The 18,676-nt window shown below is 68.5% G+C and carries 10 protein-coding genes and 1 pseudogene; 5 read left to right on the forward strand and 6 right to left on the reverse strand.

The features are described from left to right. Positions 1-69: 69 nt before the first annotated feature. The 3 genes and pseudogenes from C7M71_RS23625 to C7M71_RS23635 all read left to right on the forward strand — a co-directional run. A pseudogene (locus C7M71_RS23625) lies at positions 70-606 on the forward strand (replication initiator); the annotation flags it as partial. Then, entirely contained in the window at positions 606-833 is a 228-nt protein-coding gene (locus C7M71_RS23630) for a helix-turn-helix domain-containing protein (protein ID WP_111490634.1), read from the forward strand. The pseudogene C7M71_RS23625 and the gene C7M71_RS23630, both read left to right, overlap by 1 nt. Continuing rightward, complete coding sequence (locus tag C7M71_RS23635) at positions 833-2,116, forward strand: tyrosine-type recombinase/integrase (protein WP_111490635.1); 1,284 nt, start codon at positions 833-835, stop codon at positions 2,114-2,116. The genes C7M71_RS23630 and C7M71_RS23635 overlap by 1 nt, the downstream gene beginning before the upstream one ends. Before the next feature lie 88 nt (positions 2,117-2,204). Here the strand turns inward: C7M71_RS23635 and C7M71_RS23640 are convergent, their stop codons facing one another. The 3 genes from C7M71_RS23640 to C7M71_RS23650 all read right to left on the reverse strand — a co-directional run bounded on the left by C7M71_RS23640 (position 2,205) and on the right by C7M71_RS23650 (position 14,294). Further along, positions 2,205-2,699 (reverse strand): SMI1/KNR4 family protein, encoded by a 495-nt coding sequence (locus C7M71_RS23640; protein WP_111490636.1) that lies wholly within the window; start codon positions 2,697-2,699, stop codon positions 2,205-2,207. Next, on the reverse strand, positions 2,696-9,352 hold the full coding sequence (locus C7M71_RS32740; RefSeq protein ID WP_111490637.1) for an HNH/ENDO VII family nuclease: 6,657 nt from the start codon (positions 9,350-9,352) through the stop codon (positions 2,696-2,698). The genes C7M71_RS23640 and C7M71_RS32740 overlap by 4 nt, the downstream gene beginning before the upstream one ends. A gap of 574 nt (positions 9,353-9,926) precedes the next feature. Further along, positions 9,927-14,294 (reverse strand): LamG domain-containing protein, encoded by a 4,368-nt coding sequence (locus C7M71_RS23650; RefSeq protein WP_111490638.1) that lies wholly within the window; start codon positions 14,292-14,294, stop codon positions 9,927-9,929. Positions 14,295-14,668: 374 nt separating this feature from the next. Here C7M71_RS23650 and C7M71_RS23655 point away from each other — a divergent pair, with 374 nt between their 5' ends. After that, on the forward strand, positions 14,669-15,277 hold the full coding sequence (locus C7M71_RS23655) for an ArsR/SmtB family transcription factor (RefSeq protein WP_111490639.1): 609 nt from the start codon (positions 14,669-14,671) through the stop codon (positions 15,275-15,277). Then, positions 15,274-16,578 (forward strand): MFS transporter, encoded by a 1,305-nt coding sequence (locus C7M71_RS23660; RefSeq protein WP_111490640.1) that lies wholly within the window; start codon positions 15,274-15,276, stop codon positions 16,576-16,578. Before C7M71_RS23655 ends, C7M71_RS23660 begins: the two co-directional genes overlap by 4 nt. A 60-nt stretch (positions 16,579-16,638) precedes the next feature. Here the strand turns inward: C7M71_RS23660 and C7M71_RS23665 are convergent, their stop codons facing one another. The 3 genes from C7M71_RS23665 to C7M71_RS32125 form a co-directional block, all read right to left on the reverse strand. Next, on the reverse strand, positions 16,639-16,857 hold the full coding sequence (locus C7M71_RS23665) for a DUF397 domain-containing protein (protein WP_111490641.1): 219 nt from the start codon (positions 16,855-16,857) through the stop codon (positions 16,639-16,641). A gap of 85 nt (positions 16,858-16,942) precedes the next feature. Then, entirely contained in the window at positions 16,943-18,136 is a 1,194-nt protein-coding gene (locus tag C7M71_RS23670) for a PucR family transcriptional regulator (RefSeq protein WP_229759219.1), read from the reverse strand. Beyond that, entirely contained in the window at positions 18,130-18,624 is a 495-nt protein-coding gene (locus tag C7M71_RS32125) for a hypothetical protein (protein WP_229758874.1), read from the reverse strand. The genes C7M71_RS23670 and C7M71_RS32125 overlap by 7 nt, the downstream gene beginning before the upstream one ends. Between the last annotated feature and the right edge of the window lie 52 nt (positions 18,625-18,676).

Below are 18,676 nucleotides of genomic sequence, written 5' to 3' on the forward strand. Positions count from 1 at the left end.
CGTCCGACGAGCCCACGGGCAGTCTGCTCACCACCTGGGGCAACCGCCGCGCCTCATGCTGCCCGACCTGCTTCCGCCGTGGCGAAGTACGCCACCAAGTCCGCCGACGCCTCCGGCACCCTCGACAGTGCCCTGTACTGCCGCCCCTGCCAGGGACGCGGCGCCACCCTCCTGCCTCACGGGACCCCGCTCCCGTGCACCGCCTGCGACGGCACCGGTCAGGCCCGGTCGTTGCCCCGGCTTGCTGTGGCACGTCACGTGCGGCAGATGATCCGCACCTGCTGGGAGCTGGGCAAGCTGCCGGAGTTCGCCGATCTGAAGCTCTGGAAGTGGGCACACATGCTCGGCTTCCGGGGCCACTTCTCCACCAAGTCCCGCTCCTACTCCACCACGCTCGGCGCGCTGCGCGCCGCCCGCCGCACTTGGCGCACCGAACAGGCCCGCGCCTACGCCGGCCTGCCCGAGCCCGACCCGGACACCACGCTCGTCGTCGGCCAGTGGGAATTCCTCGGCTCGGGCTACAGCCCCGGCGGCGCGCTCCTCGCCGCCCACGTCTGGCACCGCAGGGAACTGGAACGGCAGTTCACGGCCGAAGGGGGCTGCTGATGGCCTCGCCCCCGACCACCGCCCCCTGTACGAAGGCGGCACCGGCACTGGATCTGCTCACGGTCCCCCAGGTGATGGCCCGCCTCCAACTCGGCCGCTCCGCCGTCTACGACCTACTCCGCTCCGGCCAGCTCGCCTCGATCACCCTCGGCCGCGCCCGCCGCATCCCCGCTCACGCGCTCACCGACTTCATCCGCACCCGCCTCGAACAGGAAGCCGCCGCCTGATGACCACGCCCCGACCTGCTCCGTTCCGCCGCTCCCGCGCCCGCGCCAACGGGGACGGCACCGTCTACCAGCGCAAGGACAGCCGCTGGGAAGCCGCCGGATACGTCCTCGCACCCGGCAACACCCGCAAGCGCATCCGCGTCTACGGCACCACCCGCAAAGAAGCCCTGGCCAAGCTCACCGAGAAGATCGCCGCCAGCAACCGCGGCCTCCCCATCGCTGCGGCCGACAGCACCGTCGGCGACTACCTCACGTACTGGCTCAACAACGTCGCCGTACACCAGCTCCGCGAGAACACCCACACCCGTTACGCGGCCTGCGTCCGCCTCCACCTCAGCCCCGGCCTCGGCAAGAAGAAGCTCGCGCGGCTCACCGCACGCGACGTACGCGCCTTCCTCGATGGGCTCCGCACCACCTGCCAGTGCTGCATCCAGGAACGGGACACGTCCCGGCGGTCGTGCTGCGCCGTCGGTCAGTGCTGCGGCAAGACGCTGTCGCCGCTGACCGTGACGTACGTCCACTCCGTCCTCAAGTCAGCCCTGGAACACGCCGTCCGCGAGGACGAACTGCCGAGCAACGTCGCCCGGAACGTCAAGACCACCGCACCCCGCCCGAGACGCTTCCAGCCCCTTACGGCGGCCGAGGCCCGGCAGTCCCTCCAGGCAGCCAGCGGTGACCGGCTGCACGCGCTGTACGAACTCGCCCTGCGCACCGGCCTTCGCAAGGGCGAACTCCTCGGCCTGCGCTGGGAAGACCTCGACCTCGACGGCGGCACGGCCAGCATCCACCGGTCCCTCCAGCGCACCCGCACCAGCGGCCTGACCACCCTGCACACCAAGACCCGCGCTTCCGAACGCCGCATCGCCCTCCCCACCGAATGCGTCCACTCCCTCAAGACGCACCGGGAACACCAGCAGGAAGAGCGCCAGGCCGCAGGAACGGGCTGGACGGACAGCGGACTCGTCTTCACCACCTCGACGGGCAACCCCCTCGACCCCGCCAACCTGACCCGGCGCTTCGGCCGACTCCTCAGCCGGGCAGGGCTTCGCCGTATCCGCTTTCACGACCTCAGGCACTCGACCGCCACCCTGCTCCTGGAACAGGGTGTCGACCTCGTCGTCATCAAGGAACTCCTCGGCCACGCCCACATCGGCGTCACCGCCGGCGTCTACGCCCACGTCCGCCTCCGACTCCAACGCCAAGCCATCGACACCTTGGGCCACGCCCTCGACCAGACCGACGACGGCCCTGACACCCCACCCGCCACAGCCGCCGTCCGCTGACGTTGCCGTCACCGTTGCCGTCAAGAACCGCAGAAGCCTCGCCAGGAACACCTGGCGAGGCTTCTCGCTTTTCTCCCGATTTTCAGCTTCAGCCGGACTCTCGCCAGCGCGTCACAGCACGCTGGCACAGCGCGAACGCGAAGGACCCGAAATCATCCCCGAGCCTCTCCATGCTCTCGCGGTCCACAACTCCGGGGTCCCAAACGAGGACGGGATACTCGCCTTCCTGATTCACTTGAGAAGAATCAAGGACGACCAGCCCACCCATTCCGTCAAACATTGCAACAATCAGATCGGATGGTATTCCGTACTGGCTGCGAGCATCCAGGGTTTCCGTTACGGAACCCAACAGTTTCTGCCCCATGGCGGGCGTCTGATATACGCCAAGAAATTCTTCACCAGCGATATCCCAGGTTCCGAACTCTTCGACCAGACGGCGGTACGAGGGAGGGAAAGCCACACCCAGATCACTCTCGGCGGCGGCCATCGTCCCTGCATCACAGCCGTCGGCGTGGTTCGCGATGTCATCGTTCCCGCGAACCAGCTCGATCAGTCGCTCACTCGCCTCGACAGCGTTCATCATCCACCAAATCCTGCCGCTCGGTCCTTCCAGTACTGCGATTTCCAGGCGTTGAAGGCATCTCGATCGATTCCACTGGGGATCTTGGTGCCCGCCTTCCAGTGCAGCTGATTGTAGTTCCCGAAGTGCATAGAGTGTGTCACCTCGGCTATCGGCCCGTCCTGCGTCTGGAGCATGTGATGAAGGTTCAGCGGCTTGCCGTCCGGACCCATCGGGGCCAGCCCCTGCTGCATTCTCTTGAGATTACTTCGACCGTACTTGTCCGCAGGCGAAAAGTAGTCCGGATTCACGAGATCATCCCGCTGATAAATGCGCTGACCGTTGTAGTCGGTCGGCGACCAGAATTGGCAGTTTGAGTTGTGAACCAGGACCGGAGTGGCCCCCGCCAGCACATAGTACGTGTGCAGGTCGTCGACGGTGAGGTTGTATGCGGCTTGGAGCCGGTGGTAGCGCTTGACGTGGGTGACGGTGACGGTCTTGCCGTCGGCGGTGCGGAGGGTCAGACCTGGCTTGAGGTCACCGGCGTCGATCCAGGCGTGCGCGCTTGGGGACCAGAAGGGGTGGTGCCACGTAGCGGTTATTTCCGGGCTGGAGCCTCCGGTTTTGACGGCTATATCAGCGAATTTGGTATCGTTGGGGTTGTAGATGGTGCTTGTGACGGTTCGGGATTCGGTGCGTCCGGTGTCGGGGTCGGTGGCAATGACCTCGTCACCGATTTCGATCCGGTTGATGTCCTTGTGGCTTCCGTCGGCCATCAGGACGGCGGTGTCGGACGTAAAGCTGTTGCACTCCTTGCTGCCGATCTTTCCCAGCAGCATCCTAAGCCCTGTGGCCTCGGCAGCTGCACCTCCCCCGACAACGAAATCGACCCCTAGGAGGAGACTTCCTCCCGCGGCGGCATCGGCCGAACCGATCGTCAGGGCAGTTGCGATAGTGGCTGCGCACTCCACTACCCCGGGAATGCATGCCATGCCGACCACGGCACTGCCGACCCCTACGAGAGCAATCCCCGCAGCTTCGGCCTCGTGAGCATCATAAATATCCTTGTTGCCAGTGAACGGATTGCTCTTGCAGTCCTCCACTGAATTTCCTGCCAGTTGGCAGACCGAGTTCCAGCCGTTGTCATCCTGGGCCGCCCACTTCGCCGCGTCACCCCAGGTGAATTCCTGAGATCCGTGGTATCCCTGGGCTTGGTAGAGTTCGTACTGCTTGTCGCTGAGTGTGTGGCCCAGGAAGGGACTATCGGTGGGGTCCGATTTTCCCGGGGGGCCGCTGTTCATCGTGGGGTTTTGTCCGTACCCATCACAGAGGTCGCGAGGGCAGAGTCCGGTGGGGTCGCTGAGGGTGGTGGGACTGTTGTTGGCGTAGGCGTAGCCGTTGAGGGATTGGGGGTCGGCGGCCGTGAGGAGTGGGTCGACGCTGATGAAGCGGCCGGTGGTGGGGTCGTATTCGCGGGCGCCGAGGTGGGTGAGGCCGGTGGGGTCGAGGGTGCCGCCGACGAAGCCCTTGGTGCCGGCCCAGGTGGCGGGTGCGGTGCCTCGGGGGTTGCCGAAGGGGTCGGTGCGGCGGGTGGTGGCGGCACCGTTGGCGGTGTCGATGTTGAGGGTGCCGGTGTCGTGGTGGTCGCTGATCTGGAGGGCGACCTTGTTGTCGTCGGTGCGGACGGCGGTGGCGGCGCCCAGGTCGTAGTAGCGGGTGGCGGTGGGCTTGCTGATGCCCTTGGTGAGGGTGAGTTCGGTGCTGCCGAGGTAGAGGACGGTGTTCTCGGCTGAGGGGTTGGCGGTATCGAGGGTGTGGGCGGTGAGTCGGTTGCCGCCGGCGTCGTAGACGTAGTCGGTGGTCTGGACGGTGGTCGTGACCGTGGTACCGGCGGTGGTCTTGCGGGTGTCGACGATCTTGGCCAGGCGGCCTTCGGTGTCCCAGGTCAGGACCTGGTCGTCGGTCTGACCGGCGGCCGGCTTGAGGTGGCGTTCGGCGGTGTGACCGGCCTTGTCGTAGGCGTAGGTCTCTTCCACAGGGGCGCCGAGGGATCCGGTGACGGCGCGGGTGGCGGCGAGGCTGTGCGGACCGCCGGTGGCGGCCGGGTAGGTGTAGTCGCGGACGGTGTTCTGGGCGCCCGGAGTGGTGTCGTACCGGGTCTCGGTCTTGCGGGTGCCGTCGGGGTTGTAGGTATAGGCGATGCGGTAGGGAGCGACGGTGCCGGGTGCGGCGGGGTCCGGCTGCTGTCCGCAGACGGTGGTGTTGGTGGTCCATGCCTCGGTAAGGCGCGCGAGGCCGTCGTAGGTGAAGCACTGGGCGTCGGTACCGGTCCGGGAGGCGTCGACCAGCGCGGTGACGTTGCCGGCGTCGTCGTAGGTGTAGGCGGCGGCGCGGGCTGCCCCGGTGACGCCTTCCTGCTGGGTGACGCTGCTGGCCAGGCGCTGGGTGCCCCACTGGTAGCCGTTGGTGACCCAGGTGGTCTTGCTGGTGTTGGTCTTGAGCGTGGATTGCAGCGGCTTGCCGGTGAGGCTGTAGGACTGGTCGGCGAGGTAGGTGGAGAGGTTGCTGCCGATGCTGACGGGCCGGTGCTGGGCGTCGTAGGTATAGGCGACGGATTCGGCTGCCAGGTTGCCGACGGCGGGGTACGCAACGGACTTGATGCTGCCGTCGAGGTTGTAGGTGGTGCCGAAGACGTAGCTGCCTTGAAGGCCCTCTTGCCCCGGTACCGAGGGGATGGTGACGGTGGTGCGGCCCGGGCGGTAGAGCGCGTCGTAGTTGCCGGGTGTGGATTCGTACTTGTAGGTGGTGCTGCCGATGGTGACATGGCGGGTGGAGGTGCCCGGCATGCCCTTGTTGTCCTGGGGGTCCCACGCCTGAGAGGTCAGCAGGGGCCCGGTCGCGGAGCCGTCACGGGTCTCGGTCAGGCGGGAGAGGTTGTCGTAGAGGCTGGCGACGACTTTGCCCCGGCTGTCGGTGGTGGTGGCGAGTTCGCCGCGGTCGTTGTAGGTGTTGCGGGTGGTACCGGTGTCGGGGTCGTCGGCCCTGGTCTGGCGGCCGAGTTGGTCGTACAGCCAGCTCCAGGTGGTGCCGGCGTGCGTGAGGAGGGTGAGGTTGCCCGCAGGGTCGTATCCGTACCGAGTGATGTCGGTGGGACCGGTGGCGGTGCCGGAGCCGTCGGTGTACTCGATCAGCTGGGTCGTCCGGCCGATGGCGTCGAAGACTGTCGTGGTGGGCGTGGCACCCTTGGGCGGGATGACCGTGGTGCGGTCGCCGCCGTAGATCGTGGTGGAGCTGGACAGGGGGGTGCCGACGCCGTTTCCGGCGAGCAGGGTGGTCCTGGTGGGGCGGCCGAGTCCGTCGAAGACGGTGGCGGTCTGGGTTTCGACCCCGGTGGCGTCCTCGACCTTGAACAGGATGGTGGTCGGGGCGCCGGTGGCGTAGTAGGGGGCGTAGGTGAGGGCGGCCTGGCCGCGCTCGTCGTAGAAGGTGTCGGTGAGGATGCGTCCGCCGCCCCCGCCGGGAGCCTGGGTCTCGCGAACACGGCCGAAGCCGTCGTAGAGGGTGTAGGTGGTGTCCTGCGAACCGTCGTTGTTGAGCGTCTTGGCTGCGACTGAGGCGATGGCGTCGTCGGCGACGTTGTAGGCGAACTCGTAGTTGGGGCTCTGCCCGCTGGCTTTGGTCCGGTTGGGAAGCCAGACCTTCAGGGTGCGGCCGAGTGCGTCGTAGAGCAGGTCGGTGCGGAGGCTGTTGGCGTCGATGGTGTCGACGGGCATGCCGCGCAGCAGGTCGTAGTCGGTGGTGGTGGTCTGCGTGCTGCTGGGGACGCTGGTATTGGCGGGCGGGGTGGTGACGGTGGACTTGGTCGGGCGGCCGGTGGCGGGGGTGTAGACGGTCTTGGTGGTGCGAGGGCTGGCTCCCGGCGTGGTGGTCGGGACCTTGGCGTCGTTGGTGGGGTCGAAGACTGTGGTGGAGGCGAGTTCGGTGATGGTCAGGGTGCGGCCGTAGGAGTCGTAGGTGGCCGTACTGTCGAGATAGGTGGCATTGGTGCCGCTGCGAGTTTTGAGCGTCTCGGTGAGGGTGGCGTGGCCCTTGGTGGGGGCGACCCCCCACGCCTGGCCGTCGTAGCGGATACGGGTGTCGGTGAGAACGGCGGAGGTGCCGTCAGGCCGGGTGTCGCGGTTGACGTCGACACTGCACTTTGCGGCCACCGTCTCGGTGCGGATGACGCCGGTGAGGATCCAGTCGGCAGCGTTGTCCGCATAGGTCGTTCGGGTGCAGGTGTCGTCGTCCGTAACAGCTGCCGAGGCGTCGCCGAGGTTCTCGATCCGGGTGCTGCGGCCGAGGTCGTCGTGCGTGGTGTTGACACGGGTCTCACGCCAGGCGGCACCTGCGCCGTTGTCGAGCGAGGTGAAGGAGCGGGAGACCTGGGTGCTGGTGAGGTTGGCGGTGGCGGTGCCCCAGTCGCGGACCCGCTTGGCGGTCTCCTTCTTCCACGGGGTGCTCACGGACTTGGCCAGAATCGTGCCGCCCGGTCGGCTGTAGGTCTCGGTGCGGTACTCGTAGCCGGCCCATGCCTGGTCGTCGGTGAGCGTGGCACCTTCGCCGTCGGGGACGGTGACCGAACGGGTCTTGGTCTTGTTGGCGGGGTCGGTGCGGTCGCCGTCCATGCCACGCAGGTAGTAGTGGTCGGCCTGGGTGGACATGGCCAGAGCGCTGCCGGTCTGTACCCGGACGTGCTCGTAGCCGCGCCACTGGGACCAGCTCTTGAGCTTCTCCTTGGTCAGGCCGTCGTCATCGTCGAAGTGCCAGGCGGCGCCGCCGAGGTAGCTGTAACGGGTCTCGGAGTCAGGGGCCTTGCCGGTGCGGTCGGTGGCGGTGACCACGTTGACGACGTACTTGTTGAACCACTCCGTGGTGACCGGCGCCTCGTTGCTGGGCTGGTAGGGCTGCGGGTAGCAGCGGGTGGTGTTGGTCTGCGGGGTCGGCAGGGAAGCCCAGTTGCACGCCGGGGCGGAGTAGGTGACGTCGGTCTGGCCGCCGAGTTCGTCCGCGATGGTGCTGAGGCGTTCCTTGATGAAGGGGGCGCGGCCGTCCCCGGTCTTGTCCAAGCGGTTGGCCAGCTGGGTGTAGCCGAGAGTGGTCTTCGGCAGGGTGATCGGAGTGGCGCCCGCGTGGCCGGTGTGCTGGATGGACTCCAGCAGCAGCTGGTAGTCGGCGTCCGAGGTGCCCCAGCGGTAGGCCAGCGACCAGGAGTCGATGTCCTTGTAGGTGCCGTCCGCCTGGAGCGTCTGGGTCGTGATCTTGCTCAGGCGGGTGCGGGTGAAGAAGGCGGGCGAGTAGCGGCCGGCGTCGCAGTCGGTGCCGGCGTTGCAGTTCAGATCCCAAGGGGTGTCGTACCAGTAGCGCCGGTTGGCGTCGATGGTGGCAGGGTCGCAGGTGATGCCGGTAGCGGGCAGGCAGCGCTCGGCGGTGCCGAAGACGACCTTGGCTATCGGCTTGACGGTGGCCGAGTAGATGTCGCTCTTCTGCTGGCCGTACTCGATGTGGTCCAGGGTGCCGCCGCGCACATAGGGGGTGCGGTTGCTTGCCTTGAGGTTGCGGCCGTAGTAATTGGTCTCCTGCTTGTACCAGTAGGTGATGTCGTTGCCGTCGGTGTCGGTGACCAGGTCGAGGTTCCAGCGCCACCCCTGCTGGCACCAGGAGGTGTCGAAGGTGCTGCCATGGCACTCTTCGTCCGGGTCGTTGCCGAACACCGGCACGGTGAACACGGACTTGGTCTCCGGCTTGCCGGCTGCCCAGTTGGACAGGCGGTTGTAGCCGAAGTAGTACGTGGTCCCGTCGTCGGTGGTGGCGACGAAGTACTCGCCGTTGTTGTCGCCATTGCCACGGTTGGCGTCGCGCTTCCGGACGACCTTGGTGGCATCGTCGCCCTTGATCCGCCACTCGTCCTTGGAGACGGGGATCAGCTCGCCGGAGTGGCCGTTGAAGCTGATGGTGGCGTTGTCGTAGGCCCAGCAGAGGTCGCCCGGCTCGATGCCGCCGGTCTTGACGCCCTCGTCCCCGCACGGCTTGTATCTGCGCTCCACGAAGCCCGGCGCCAGGTCGAAGCCGTCACCGGCCCAGGATGCCTGGTTGTTGCTGTTGACGGTCCGGCCGTCGACGGACGCGGAGGAGTAGGACAGCGCCACGCGGGGGGCCAGGTCTCCAGGGACCGAAGGAGTCGGCATGTCGTAGGACCACGCGAATGAGCCGGTGTTGAGCGCGGTACTCCACGTGGAGGCAGCCGACAGCGGGGTCGCCTTATAGTCACCCGACAGACCGGATGCCTCTGAGGTGGCAGCCAGCACCACCACACCGGAGCTCTTGGAAAGGGATTGCTCACCTGCGGGCAGCGGGACCGCCGCCGCAGTCACGGTCTGCGCTTCGGTGTCGTTGCTGCCGGTCAGCGGCAGGGCGGTACGGCACTCCGGCTGGTTCGGCGTGGTCAGCACACAGGCCGGCAACTGGACCAATCGCAGACGCGATCCGTAGTCGGCGCCGGCTGCCTGGGCGAAGCCGCTGTAGTCCACGCCGACCTGAACGTGGCCACCGGCGCTGTCGCCAGGAGTACCCGAGACGGTCAGCAGGACTCCGTCGATGCCTGCCTTCTGCGCCGCGTCACGGTCCAGGACCTCCACCGTAGCCTGCCGCGGTCCCGGTGTGGCCGCCTGTGCCGTCCGGGTTCTGTCGCTGCTGCCGGGTCCGATGTCGCTGCTCGCTACGGACAGCGTGACAGGCAGGCCGCCGGGCTTGGCGGTGGCGCGTGAGGGCGCTGTACCCGCAGGAGTGCGGAGCGCCAAGGTGGCTCGCCCGGCGGCGGGCCAGGTGGCCTTTGGTGCAGGTGGCTGCTTCCCTGGACGGGTGCCACGGGGCTTGACGGTGTCCGGATGTCCCTTGACCGGCCGCTCCGATGCGGGGACAGGCGGCTTTGCGGGGGCCGCGTTCCCCGTGCTCATCGCGATCGGCAGCGTTTGAAGGAGCGAGGCGACCATGACGCCTGCCACAACGGTGGCCAGACGGGACGGAGTTCGACGTGGTCCAGGTGGAGTGGGCATGTATGGATTTCCTTCACAGCGCGTCCGGGGGGATGCGATGGCGGCGGGACGGGCCGCAGGCAGCGGACCGGAGATCAGGGGAACGGAGCAGCAGGCGAGTGGAGGGAACGGGCCGGCCCTGCAAGGGCCGGCCGCCTCCACGTGCTGGTGTTCTGTCTCAGGACGGTGTCGGGATCTCGACGTTGGGGTCGCTCAGGGCGATGACCTGGGCCGGGGTGAGTACCCCCTGGTAGGCCCAGAGGTCATCGATCTGGCCGGAGAAGTACTCCGTCCATGCACCGCCGGACCGGTTGCGGCCGAATTGAAGATTGCCGGTGGCTTTGAAAGGCTGTTCCGCGACTGCCCAGGACACGTGGTCGGTGCAGGTACCGGAGGTGTCCTCGTCGTCGCAGACCTGGTTCTCCAGTTGGCCGTTGACGTACAGCGACAGCTGATTGGAGAACGCGTCATAGGTCAGCGCGAGGTGGTTCCAGCCGATGCGCATACTGGCGTCGAAGGTGTGGGCCACGGTGGTGCGGGTCGCGCCTGCCTTGTCCTGGTCGGCAACCTCGACCCGCCACTCTCCCAAGTCGTAGCCGTCGAGGGTCTTGAGGTAGTGCCAGCGGACGGTTGCGGCGCTTCCGGTGGTCCCGGCGAGCGACAGCACCGTCATGTCCCGGGTTGCGGTGCCTGCGGTCTGGGCCCAGCCGACCAGGGTGAAGCTCTGTCCGGTGTCGACGGGGGTGGCCGTGGTGGCGGCGTAGTCGTCGATGCCGTCCAGCTGAAGGCTGCCGGCGGTCGGCAGGGGGGAGTCGGAGCCGATCGACGCCTGGTTTCCGAGCACGGCCGGGTGCTTGCCAGGGGATTCGTCCGGTGAGGAGAGCGGTGTTCCCGAAGCGGAGTTGAACTTCCACCGGCCCGCCAGTACGGGGTGCTGCTGAAATGTCTCACGGATATCGGTGGTGGAGAGCACTCGGTCGAACAGGCGCACGTCGTCGATGGTGCCGCCGAAGAACTCGTCCAGGGCTCCCGCTCGGGAGACGGCCCCGATCTGTACGCTGCCGGGGGCGGACCAGGGTGTCTTCTGGGCGTAGGAGGACTCACCTGTCAGGTTTCCGTTGACGTACAGGCGCAGCTTCCCGGCTGTGGCATCCGAGACGCCGACCAGGTAGGTCCACTCATTGCCGGTGGGGCCGGCGCAGTACATGCCTGAGGTGGTGGTGTGTGGTGCGCAGCCGTCGGACTCGGCGGCGCGGACGAGAGTGTCGGCGGCAGCGTCCTCCTTGTAACGACCGAAGATCCACTTCTTGGATGCGGCGGAGTAGTAGAGCGAGAACTCGTAGTTTTGGGTGCCGTTCTGAGTAACCGCCACTTTGGCCTTGGTGTCTCCGGAGGCCGGGGTCGGCAGCTTCACCCACGCGGCCACGGAGAAGCTTCCGGTGCCGTCGATCTGCGGGCGGGTGGTACGGGCGTACTGGTTGGTTCCGTTGAACTTCACGGCCTTGTCGACCATCCCGGGCTGGCCGGTGGCGGGGTTGTTGTAGAGGGTGAGTGAGTCGGCCTCGCCGGTACCGGTCGCGACGGTGGAGGAGCCCTCGTTGAACGTCCACGCTGCCTTGGCAGGCCGACCGCTGGTCAGTTCCTTGTCCTGGGCCACATTCGCGGCCTCGCTTGCGGACAGTGCGCGGTCCCATGCCCTGACTTCGTCCACCGAGCCGAACCAGGGATCGGCTTGGGTGCCACGCCACCAGTAACTGCCGATCTGGAAGGGACCGTGGCCGTCCCACATAGCCGGTACCGAGGTGGCGGGGGCTGCGGTGCCGTTGACGTAGAGAGTGATCGTTTTGCTGCTGGAGTTGTAGACGCCGGTCAGGTGGGTCCACTGCCCGACGGTTACCGGAGCGCTGGACTTGGAGCCGTAGTAGGAGTAACCGGCGCCATCGGTCGATGCGAAGGTGAAGGCCCAGACACCTTCGCGGATGCCGAGGTGGAAGGCTCCCATGTACGAGCCGTTCTGGCTCACGGCCGCACGGTAGTTGCTGACCGTCGCGGCTGGGTTGACCCAGGCGGAGACGGTGAAGCTGCGTGAGGTGTCGAGGATGGCTGCGTCGGTTGCGGCGTATCCGTCGGAAGTGCCGTCGAGGGCCAGGGCGGCGCCTCTGTGTCCGTCCGGCTTCGGTGTGGCGCCGGTGCCGAGGGTTGCGGGGAAGGCTCCGCCGGTGCCGGTCAGAACGGCCCCCGAGGTCTCGTCCATACCCCACCCTGCGCGCTGCGGGTGGCCGTTGAGGACGTTGAAGTAGTACGGCATCGGTTCGGAGGCGTTGTTCACCGCGTCGATGGCCTGGACGGTGATGTGGCGTGGCCCCTGTTTGTCCGGCATGACATTGATAGTGCGGGCGGCGCCTCCCGTGGTCGCAACGTCATGGAGCACCGTCGGGGAGGTGTCCAGGCTCCAGCGGTACTTCACCACGTCGGTGGAGGAGGTGGAGACGGTGAAGCTGCCATAGCGGCCCACCCCGTCCACCCATGCCAACGGGTCCAGGGGGTTCTGCGACCCCGGGTACGAGGCCGAAGCGACCTTGGGGCCGGCGGGGATGGTCGTATCGACCAGGAAATAGCAGTTGGTCGCTTTGTCGCCTGCCGCACTCCAGGGACCCCACTCTGCGCCGTCCCAGGCCCGGACTTCCCAGCCGACCTTCTTGTTCAGGGGTATGGCGGAGGGCAGGAGGACGCTGAACTGCGAACCGGAAGCCTTCAAGGTCGTGGGAACGGTGCTTTCGGCACCCGTGGACCACCAGCGGCGGTGCTGCCCGGTACCGTCTCCGGTGTCCCAACCCGCCGCGAACTGGATACCCACGGTGTCGCCGTCGGGGTCGGAGACTCGGGCGGTGACCGTCGGCCGCTTGCTGATCCCCACGGTGGTGCTGGAGCACACCGAGCCCGGCGACATCGAGAGATCGCTCATCGGCGCCTGGCGCGGCGGGAGATTGTAGTAGACGTGCAGGTCGGCGTCGTCCCTGAAGCGTTTCCAGCCGTTGGCATCGGACTCGCTTCCGGCCCGCAACCCGAACGTGATCGCGGTGGCGCCGCTGTCGGCGCCCTTCTGGATCAGATCCCTGACCGCGCCCGTCTTGCCGCCGAACTCCAGCCGGCTGGCGGGACACGACGAACTCCAGCCGTGGGCCACGTTCAGCGTTTGCAGATCCTGCCGCCAGAAGCCCGAGGCCTGCGACTTGTTCCAGTCCGTGTTCTTGTCGAAGTTGTTCGTCCACCACAGGTGGACCGGGGAGGCCGTGCAGCTGTAGGAGAAGGATTCGGTCACCCGGAACTCCGCTTCCAGGATGTGCTTGCCCGCCCACGCCGAGGTCGGGATCCGGTACAGGACCCGCTTGACGTCCTCCGGCGAGCAGTTCGCGGACACGCAGTAGCCCGTGCCGAAATCCGCCACATAGCTGCTGTTGTAGCTGAAGTGCCAGTAGGGCTGGGAGGGGTTCGCACGGGACACACCAGCCCAGTCGGCGGCCTTGGGTGTCTCCCACCTGGGGTCGATCAGGACGGGGAAGACCGTGTGCGGACCTCTGAGCAACTGCTGGTCCGGTGTCAGCGTCAGGGATCGCCCCGAGTCGGATACCTCCACCCCCAGCGAGGCCGCGTGTGCCTGGTCGGTGCCGTCAGCGGGCGACTGCGCGGACAGCGTCCGGGCGAGCGTCTGGACGAGGGCGGTGCCGGGGCCCTGCTCGGCTTCCTCCGACGAGTCGTACATCATCGGCTTCGGCGCTTCGAACACGGTGCCGCCGGCGGCGGTGTCCACTGCGGCGAGAGAGCCGTCGCCCTGTTGCTCAACCTTCAGACCGTCACCCGCCAACCCCATGGTCAGCCGGGCAAGCGCAGGATTGCGAGCGGCCTCTGCGGTCCTGACCACCAGGAGCTGGGAGAAACCCGAGTCCGTCGCCGTCAGTTGCAGGTCGACATCGGGGAGGACCGACCGGTACTCGGCCGTGCTGCCGTTCACCACGGGTGCCGGAAGCGGGTCCGGCCACGTGAGCCGCAGCTCCTTGCCCGCGCGGGACAGCCGCACTAGCGGCTGGGCGCCGCCGCCGGAGAACTCGAGGTCCGACAGCACCGCCTTCGGTGCCACCGCGCCGCTCGGCAGGGTGCGCAGCGTGGAGTCCAGCCCCACCCAGGCCCCACCCTTGCGGGTCCGGACGGGCTGTACATGCACCGTCGCTTCCAGCCGCCCGTCGGGATGTGCGACCACCTCGCTGGACTCCGTGCGCAGCGACGGCACATCCACCGCCTTGCCCGTGCGCCGTGCCTCCGCCACCGCGACCGACTCAGGGGTGTCAGCCTGCGAGCCGTCCTCAGCGATACTCGGATCGCTGACCGGTGCAACCTCAGCAGCAGCAGCCTGGGGCAAGCCTCCTGGCACCGGCAAACCTGCGAGTACGCCGCCGACTACCAACCCTGCCAGCACCGTGCGCACTGCTCTGTGCCGAACCCATGCAGCTTCCACGGCAAGCTCCCCCATCATGCACACGTCAGTCATGAACTGCGCAGAGTCAACACGTGGGTAAAGGGAGTGTCAATGATCTTTTCCGACGGTAGGGGTCGGCGGGTCTGGACTTTGCGGACAAGCTGCTCCTGGTATGGGATGAAAGTAACATGTCAAGCGCCCAAGTGTGACGTATGTCATGCCGAAAGGGGGCGGCCCTGGGGTGGAACCCCGGGGTGGGGAGTGCGGGCCGGGGTGGCGGCGGTGGCGGTGGGGGCGTGCTGGGGGTGATGGTGGGGCTCTGCGGTGGGTGGCTGGGGATCGGTACTGAACCGGAGGTCAGCCTGCTGGGGGGTTGATGCAGATTGCAGAGGAGTCTCTGCCGAGGACTCTATGCAGAGGGTCCTCTGCAATGTACGGTGCTGCCCATGGACGACGCATCAGCACGCACCCCTGGGCCGGGCAAGCCGGTCCGCCGGATCGACGCCCGCAGCCTGCGCGGACTGGCGCACCCGCTGCGCATGAGCATCCTGGAACTGCTGAGCCTGGACGGGCCGGCCACCGCCACCGGGCTTTCCGAGCGCCTGGACGAGAAGACCGGCACCGTCAGCTGGCATCTGCGCCACCTCGCCGAGCACGGCTTCATCGAGGAGGAGACCGGCCGAGGCACCAAGCGGGAGCGCTGGTGGCGGGTGGTGAAGAGCAAGCGGGTGCTGAACACTGACGAGTTCCGCGACGCGCCCGAGGCCCGGGGCGCGCTCTCCGTCTATATGCATGAACTGGTCCAGCAGTACTACAGCCGGGTGGTCGACTACCTCAACGACGACTGGGCCGAGGAGTGGCGAGGCGTGGGCACGCTCTCCGACTGGAGCGACCTGCGGCTGACGCCTGACCAGCTGGGCGCGCTGAACCAGGAGTTGATGGCGGTCATCGAGCGGCACACCCCGGCCCCCGACGCCGAGCCCGCGCCGGATGCGCTGCCGGTGATCGTGCAGCTCCAGTCGTTCCCCCGCAAGCCGCGCGGCGGCAGCGAGTGAACGCGGGGATACACGGCGGACTGCTCCGCCGCCACCGCGACTTCCGCCTGCTCTGGTGCGGGGAGACCACCGGAAAGTTCGGGACTGCCGTCACCGGTGTGGCGATGCCGCTGGTCGCCGTCTCCACCCTGCACGCGGGCACCTTCGAGGTCAGCCTGCTGAGCGCGGCCGCCTGGCTGCCCTGGCTGATCATCGGCCTTCCCGTCGGCGCCTGGGTGGACCGGATGCGCCGCCGGCCGATCATGCTCGCCGCCGACGTGGTCTCCCTCCTGCTGTTCGCCAGCGTGCCCGTCGCCTCCTGGTTAGGCTGGCTGAGCATCGGTCAGCTCCTCACCGTCGCGCTGCTGGCGGGGACGGCGGCGGTCTTCTTCCAGACCGCCTACACCGCCTACCTCCCCGGCCTCCTGGAACCCGCCGACCGGCCCGAGGGCAATGCCAAGCTGCACGGCAGCGCCTCCGCCGCGCAGATCGTCGGACTGGGAGCGGGCGGCCTTCTCGCTCAGCTCGCCGGTGCGGTGAGCGCCATCTTCGCCAACGCCGGGACGTTCCTGGTCTCGTTTCTCTGCCTGCTGGGGATGCGGCACCGCGAACCGCGTGCCACCGAGGCCGAGCGCCCGCCGAAGGCGCTGGTCAAGGAGGTCCGCGCGGGTCTGGGACTGGTCGCCCGGGACCCCTGGTTCCGGACGCTGACGCTCTTCGGCGCCTTCTCCAACCTCGCGCTGACCGGGTATCAGTCGATCCAGGTCGTCTTCCTGGTCCGGGAGGTCGGCCTCTCCTCCGGCGCGGTCGGCGGTCTGATCGCGGTCGCCAGCACCGGCGGCGTCGTGGGCGCCTTCGCCGCCCGCCGGGTGGCCGCCCGGATGGGCACCGCCCGCGCGATGCTCCTGTTCCAACTGGGCTTCCCCGTCTTCGCCCTGCTCATCCCGCTCACCACCGGCGGGGCGGGGCTGGCCTTCTATGTGCTCGGCGGGTTGGCGGTCTCCGGTGGGGTGGTGGCCGGCAATGTCATCAAGTCGGGCTTCCAGCAGGCGTACTGCCCGCCGGCGCTGTTCGGCCGACTCGCTGCCAGCAGTGCGTTCCTCAACTACGGCGCCATTCCGCTCGGCGCGATCCTCGGCGGTGTCCTGGGTACGGCGCTGGGGGTGCGCCCGGCGATGTGGATCACCACGGCGGGGGTTCCGTTGGCCGCGCTGATCCTCTACTTCTCGCCGATCCGCCGTTGCCGGGACCTGCCGACCGCCCCCCGGCCGGAGAACGCGTCCCCGGCCCGGGGGAGCGGGGTTGCCCTGAGCCGTTCCTGACTCGCGGCTCTGGCCCGGCGGGCGGCGGAGCACTTGGCTCCGCCGTCCGCCGCTCATTGTTCAGAGGGTTTCGAACTCCCCGCGCTTGACGGCCGTGAGGAAGGCCTTCCATCCGTCTGCGGCGAACAGGTGGGCGGGGCCGGTGGGATTCTTGCTGTCCCGGAGGTAGACCCCACCGTGCCCGGCGGAAGCCACCTCGACGCAGTTGTTGTCCGGTCCGGAGCGCGACGACTTCTTCCACTCCACGGCGAGGACAGAGGAGTCTTCAATGGTGTGCATGGCTTCCCTTCCTGCTTGAGCGCTTCGGCCGCGCGCACAATGCACGACATCACCTTCTGGAACGGGTTCCGGTACCTGCGCACCGTCAGGGCGGTGGTGTGCCGTCGAGGCGGAGTTGGAGCATGGCGAGTAGCCGTTGCTCGGGGTGGGCCAGGTCCAGGCCGGTCAGTTCTTCGGCGCGGCGGACGCGGTAGCGCAGGGTGTTGGGGTGGATGTGCAGGCGCTGGGCGGCGGCTCGGACGTCGCCGAAGGCGTCGAGGTAGGCCAGCAGCGAAGCGGCCAGGCCGGTGCCCTGCCGGGTGTCCCGCTCGGTGAGGGCGGACAGCCGGGGGTCGCGCATTCCCGGCCGGTCCGCCAGTAGGGCCAGCACCTCGCCCACCAGCACCTCGGCCTGCACCTCGTCCAGCGAGGCCACCTCGGCGGCGACCACGCCCCGGTCCATGGCCTCCAGCACCCGGTCGGCCTGCTGCCGTGAGCGGGGCGCCCCGGCCAGGACCGGTACCACCGGGCCGACCGCCGCCTGGAGCCGTACGCCCAGGTGGTTGCGGGCCGCGTCGGCGATCTCCTGCACCCAGCCGTGTACGGTCGCCGGGGCGAGCCCGGCCGGCAGCTCCGGCAGCAGTGCGTACACCCGGGACTCGGCGGGGGAGACCAGCGCGTTGTGGTGCCGGGCGGCGATGTGCACCGAGATCAGGGCGGTGAGTTCGGCCCGGGTGAACTCCACCGGGGAGGCGTCGGTGCCGGGTGCCGGGGCGCCGGGGGGCGCCGTACGCAGGGCGAAGCCGACCACCAGGGCGGGGCGGCGGGCGTCCAGCCCCAGGTGGGTGGCGACCGACTGCGGGCCGGTGGAGCCGTCCAGCAGCCCGGCCAGCAGCGACTGGGTGAGCCGCACGTCGGCGGAGATCTCGCGGCGCCGCCGTACCAGGTGCAGCGCCGCCACCCGGGCCGCCCCCAGCAGCACCTGCTCGGAGCGCGGGGCCAGCGGCTGCGAACCCTCCTGCACCCAGATGGTGCCCAGCGGCTGCGTACCGGCCCGGATGCCCACCGCCAGCCGGCGGCGGATGCCCAGCTCAGGGTGGTCGTCGATGGCGATCACCGAGCCGGAGGTGCGCAGATGCTGGAAGACGCCCCACTCGCGCAGCTTGGACAGGTACGGCTCCGGTCCCTGCCAGCCCAGGATGGAGAGCCGCCGCAGGTCATCCACCTCGTCGGAGGAGCGGGAGTAGGCCAGCACCCGGCTGGAGGTGTCCTCGATCGAGACGATGCCGCCGGTCAGCACCGCCGTGGTCTGCGCCAGCGAGAAGAGGTCGCCGCTGGCCTCCCCGCCGCCCGCGCCCGACTCCGGGCGACCGCTGCCCAGGACCGCCCTGGCCAGCGCGTCCAGATGCTCCCAGCGGGCCTCCCGGCGGACCGACAGCAGCGCCACCCCGGCCTCCGCCGCCGCCTCGCTGAGCATCGCCGCCTGCCCGGGGCGTCCAGCTTCACCGCGACCGCCGCCGCCCCGGCCGCGCCCGCCGCCCGCAGCGCGGGCAGCGCCGCCCGGCCGCGCGCGCCGATCGCCAGCACCAGTTCGCCGGGGAGCGCCTGCGCGGGGTCCTCCGGGTCGAGGATCGCCACGTCCCGCACCTCGACGTCCAGCCCGGCGGGCGCGGCCTGGAGCTCGACCAGCGGCTCGCCGAGGGCCATCAGCAGCTGGCGCAGGCTGATGCCCTCCTCCGGCGCCTGCGGCAGCGGCGCCGGATCGGGGACCTGCGGCTGCTCGGCCACCGCTCTCTCCGCTCTCGTGGGTTCGTACGGGCGGACAACTCCCGACCACCGA

The sequence above is a fragment of the Peterkaempfera bronchialis genome (genome assembly GCF_003258605.2).
GTDB classification, from domain to species: domain Bacteria; phylum Actinomycetota; class Actinomycetes; order Streptomycetales; family Streptomycetaceae; genus Peterkaempfera; species Peterkaempfera bronchialis.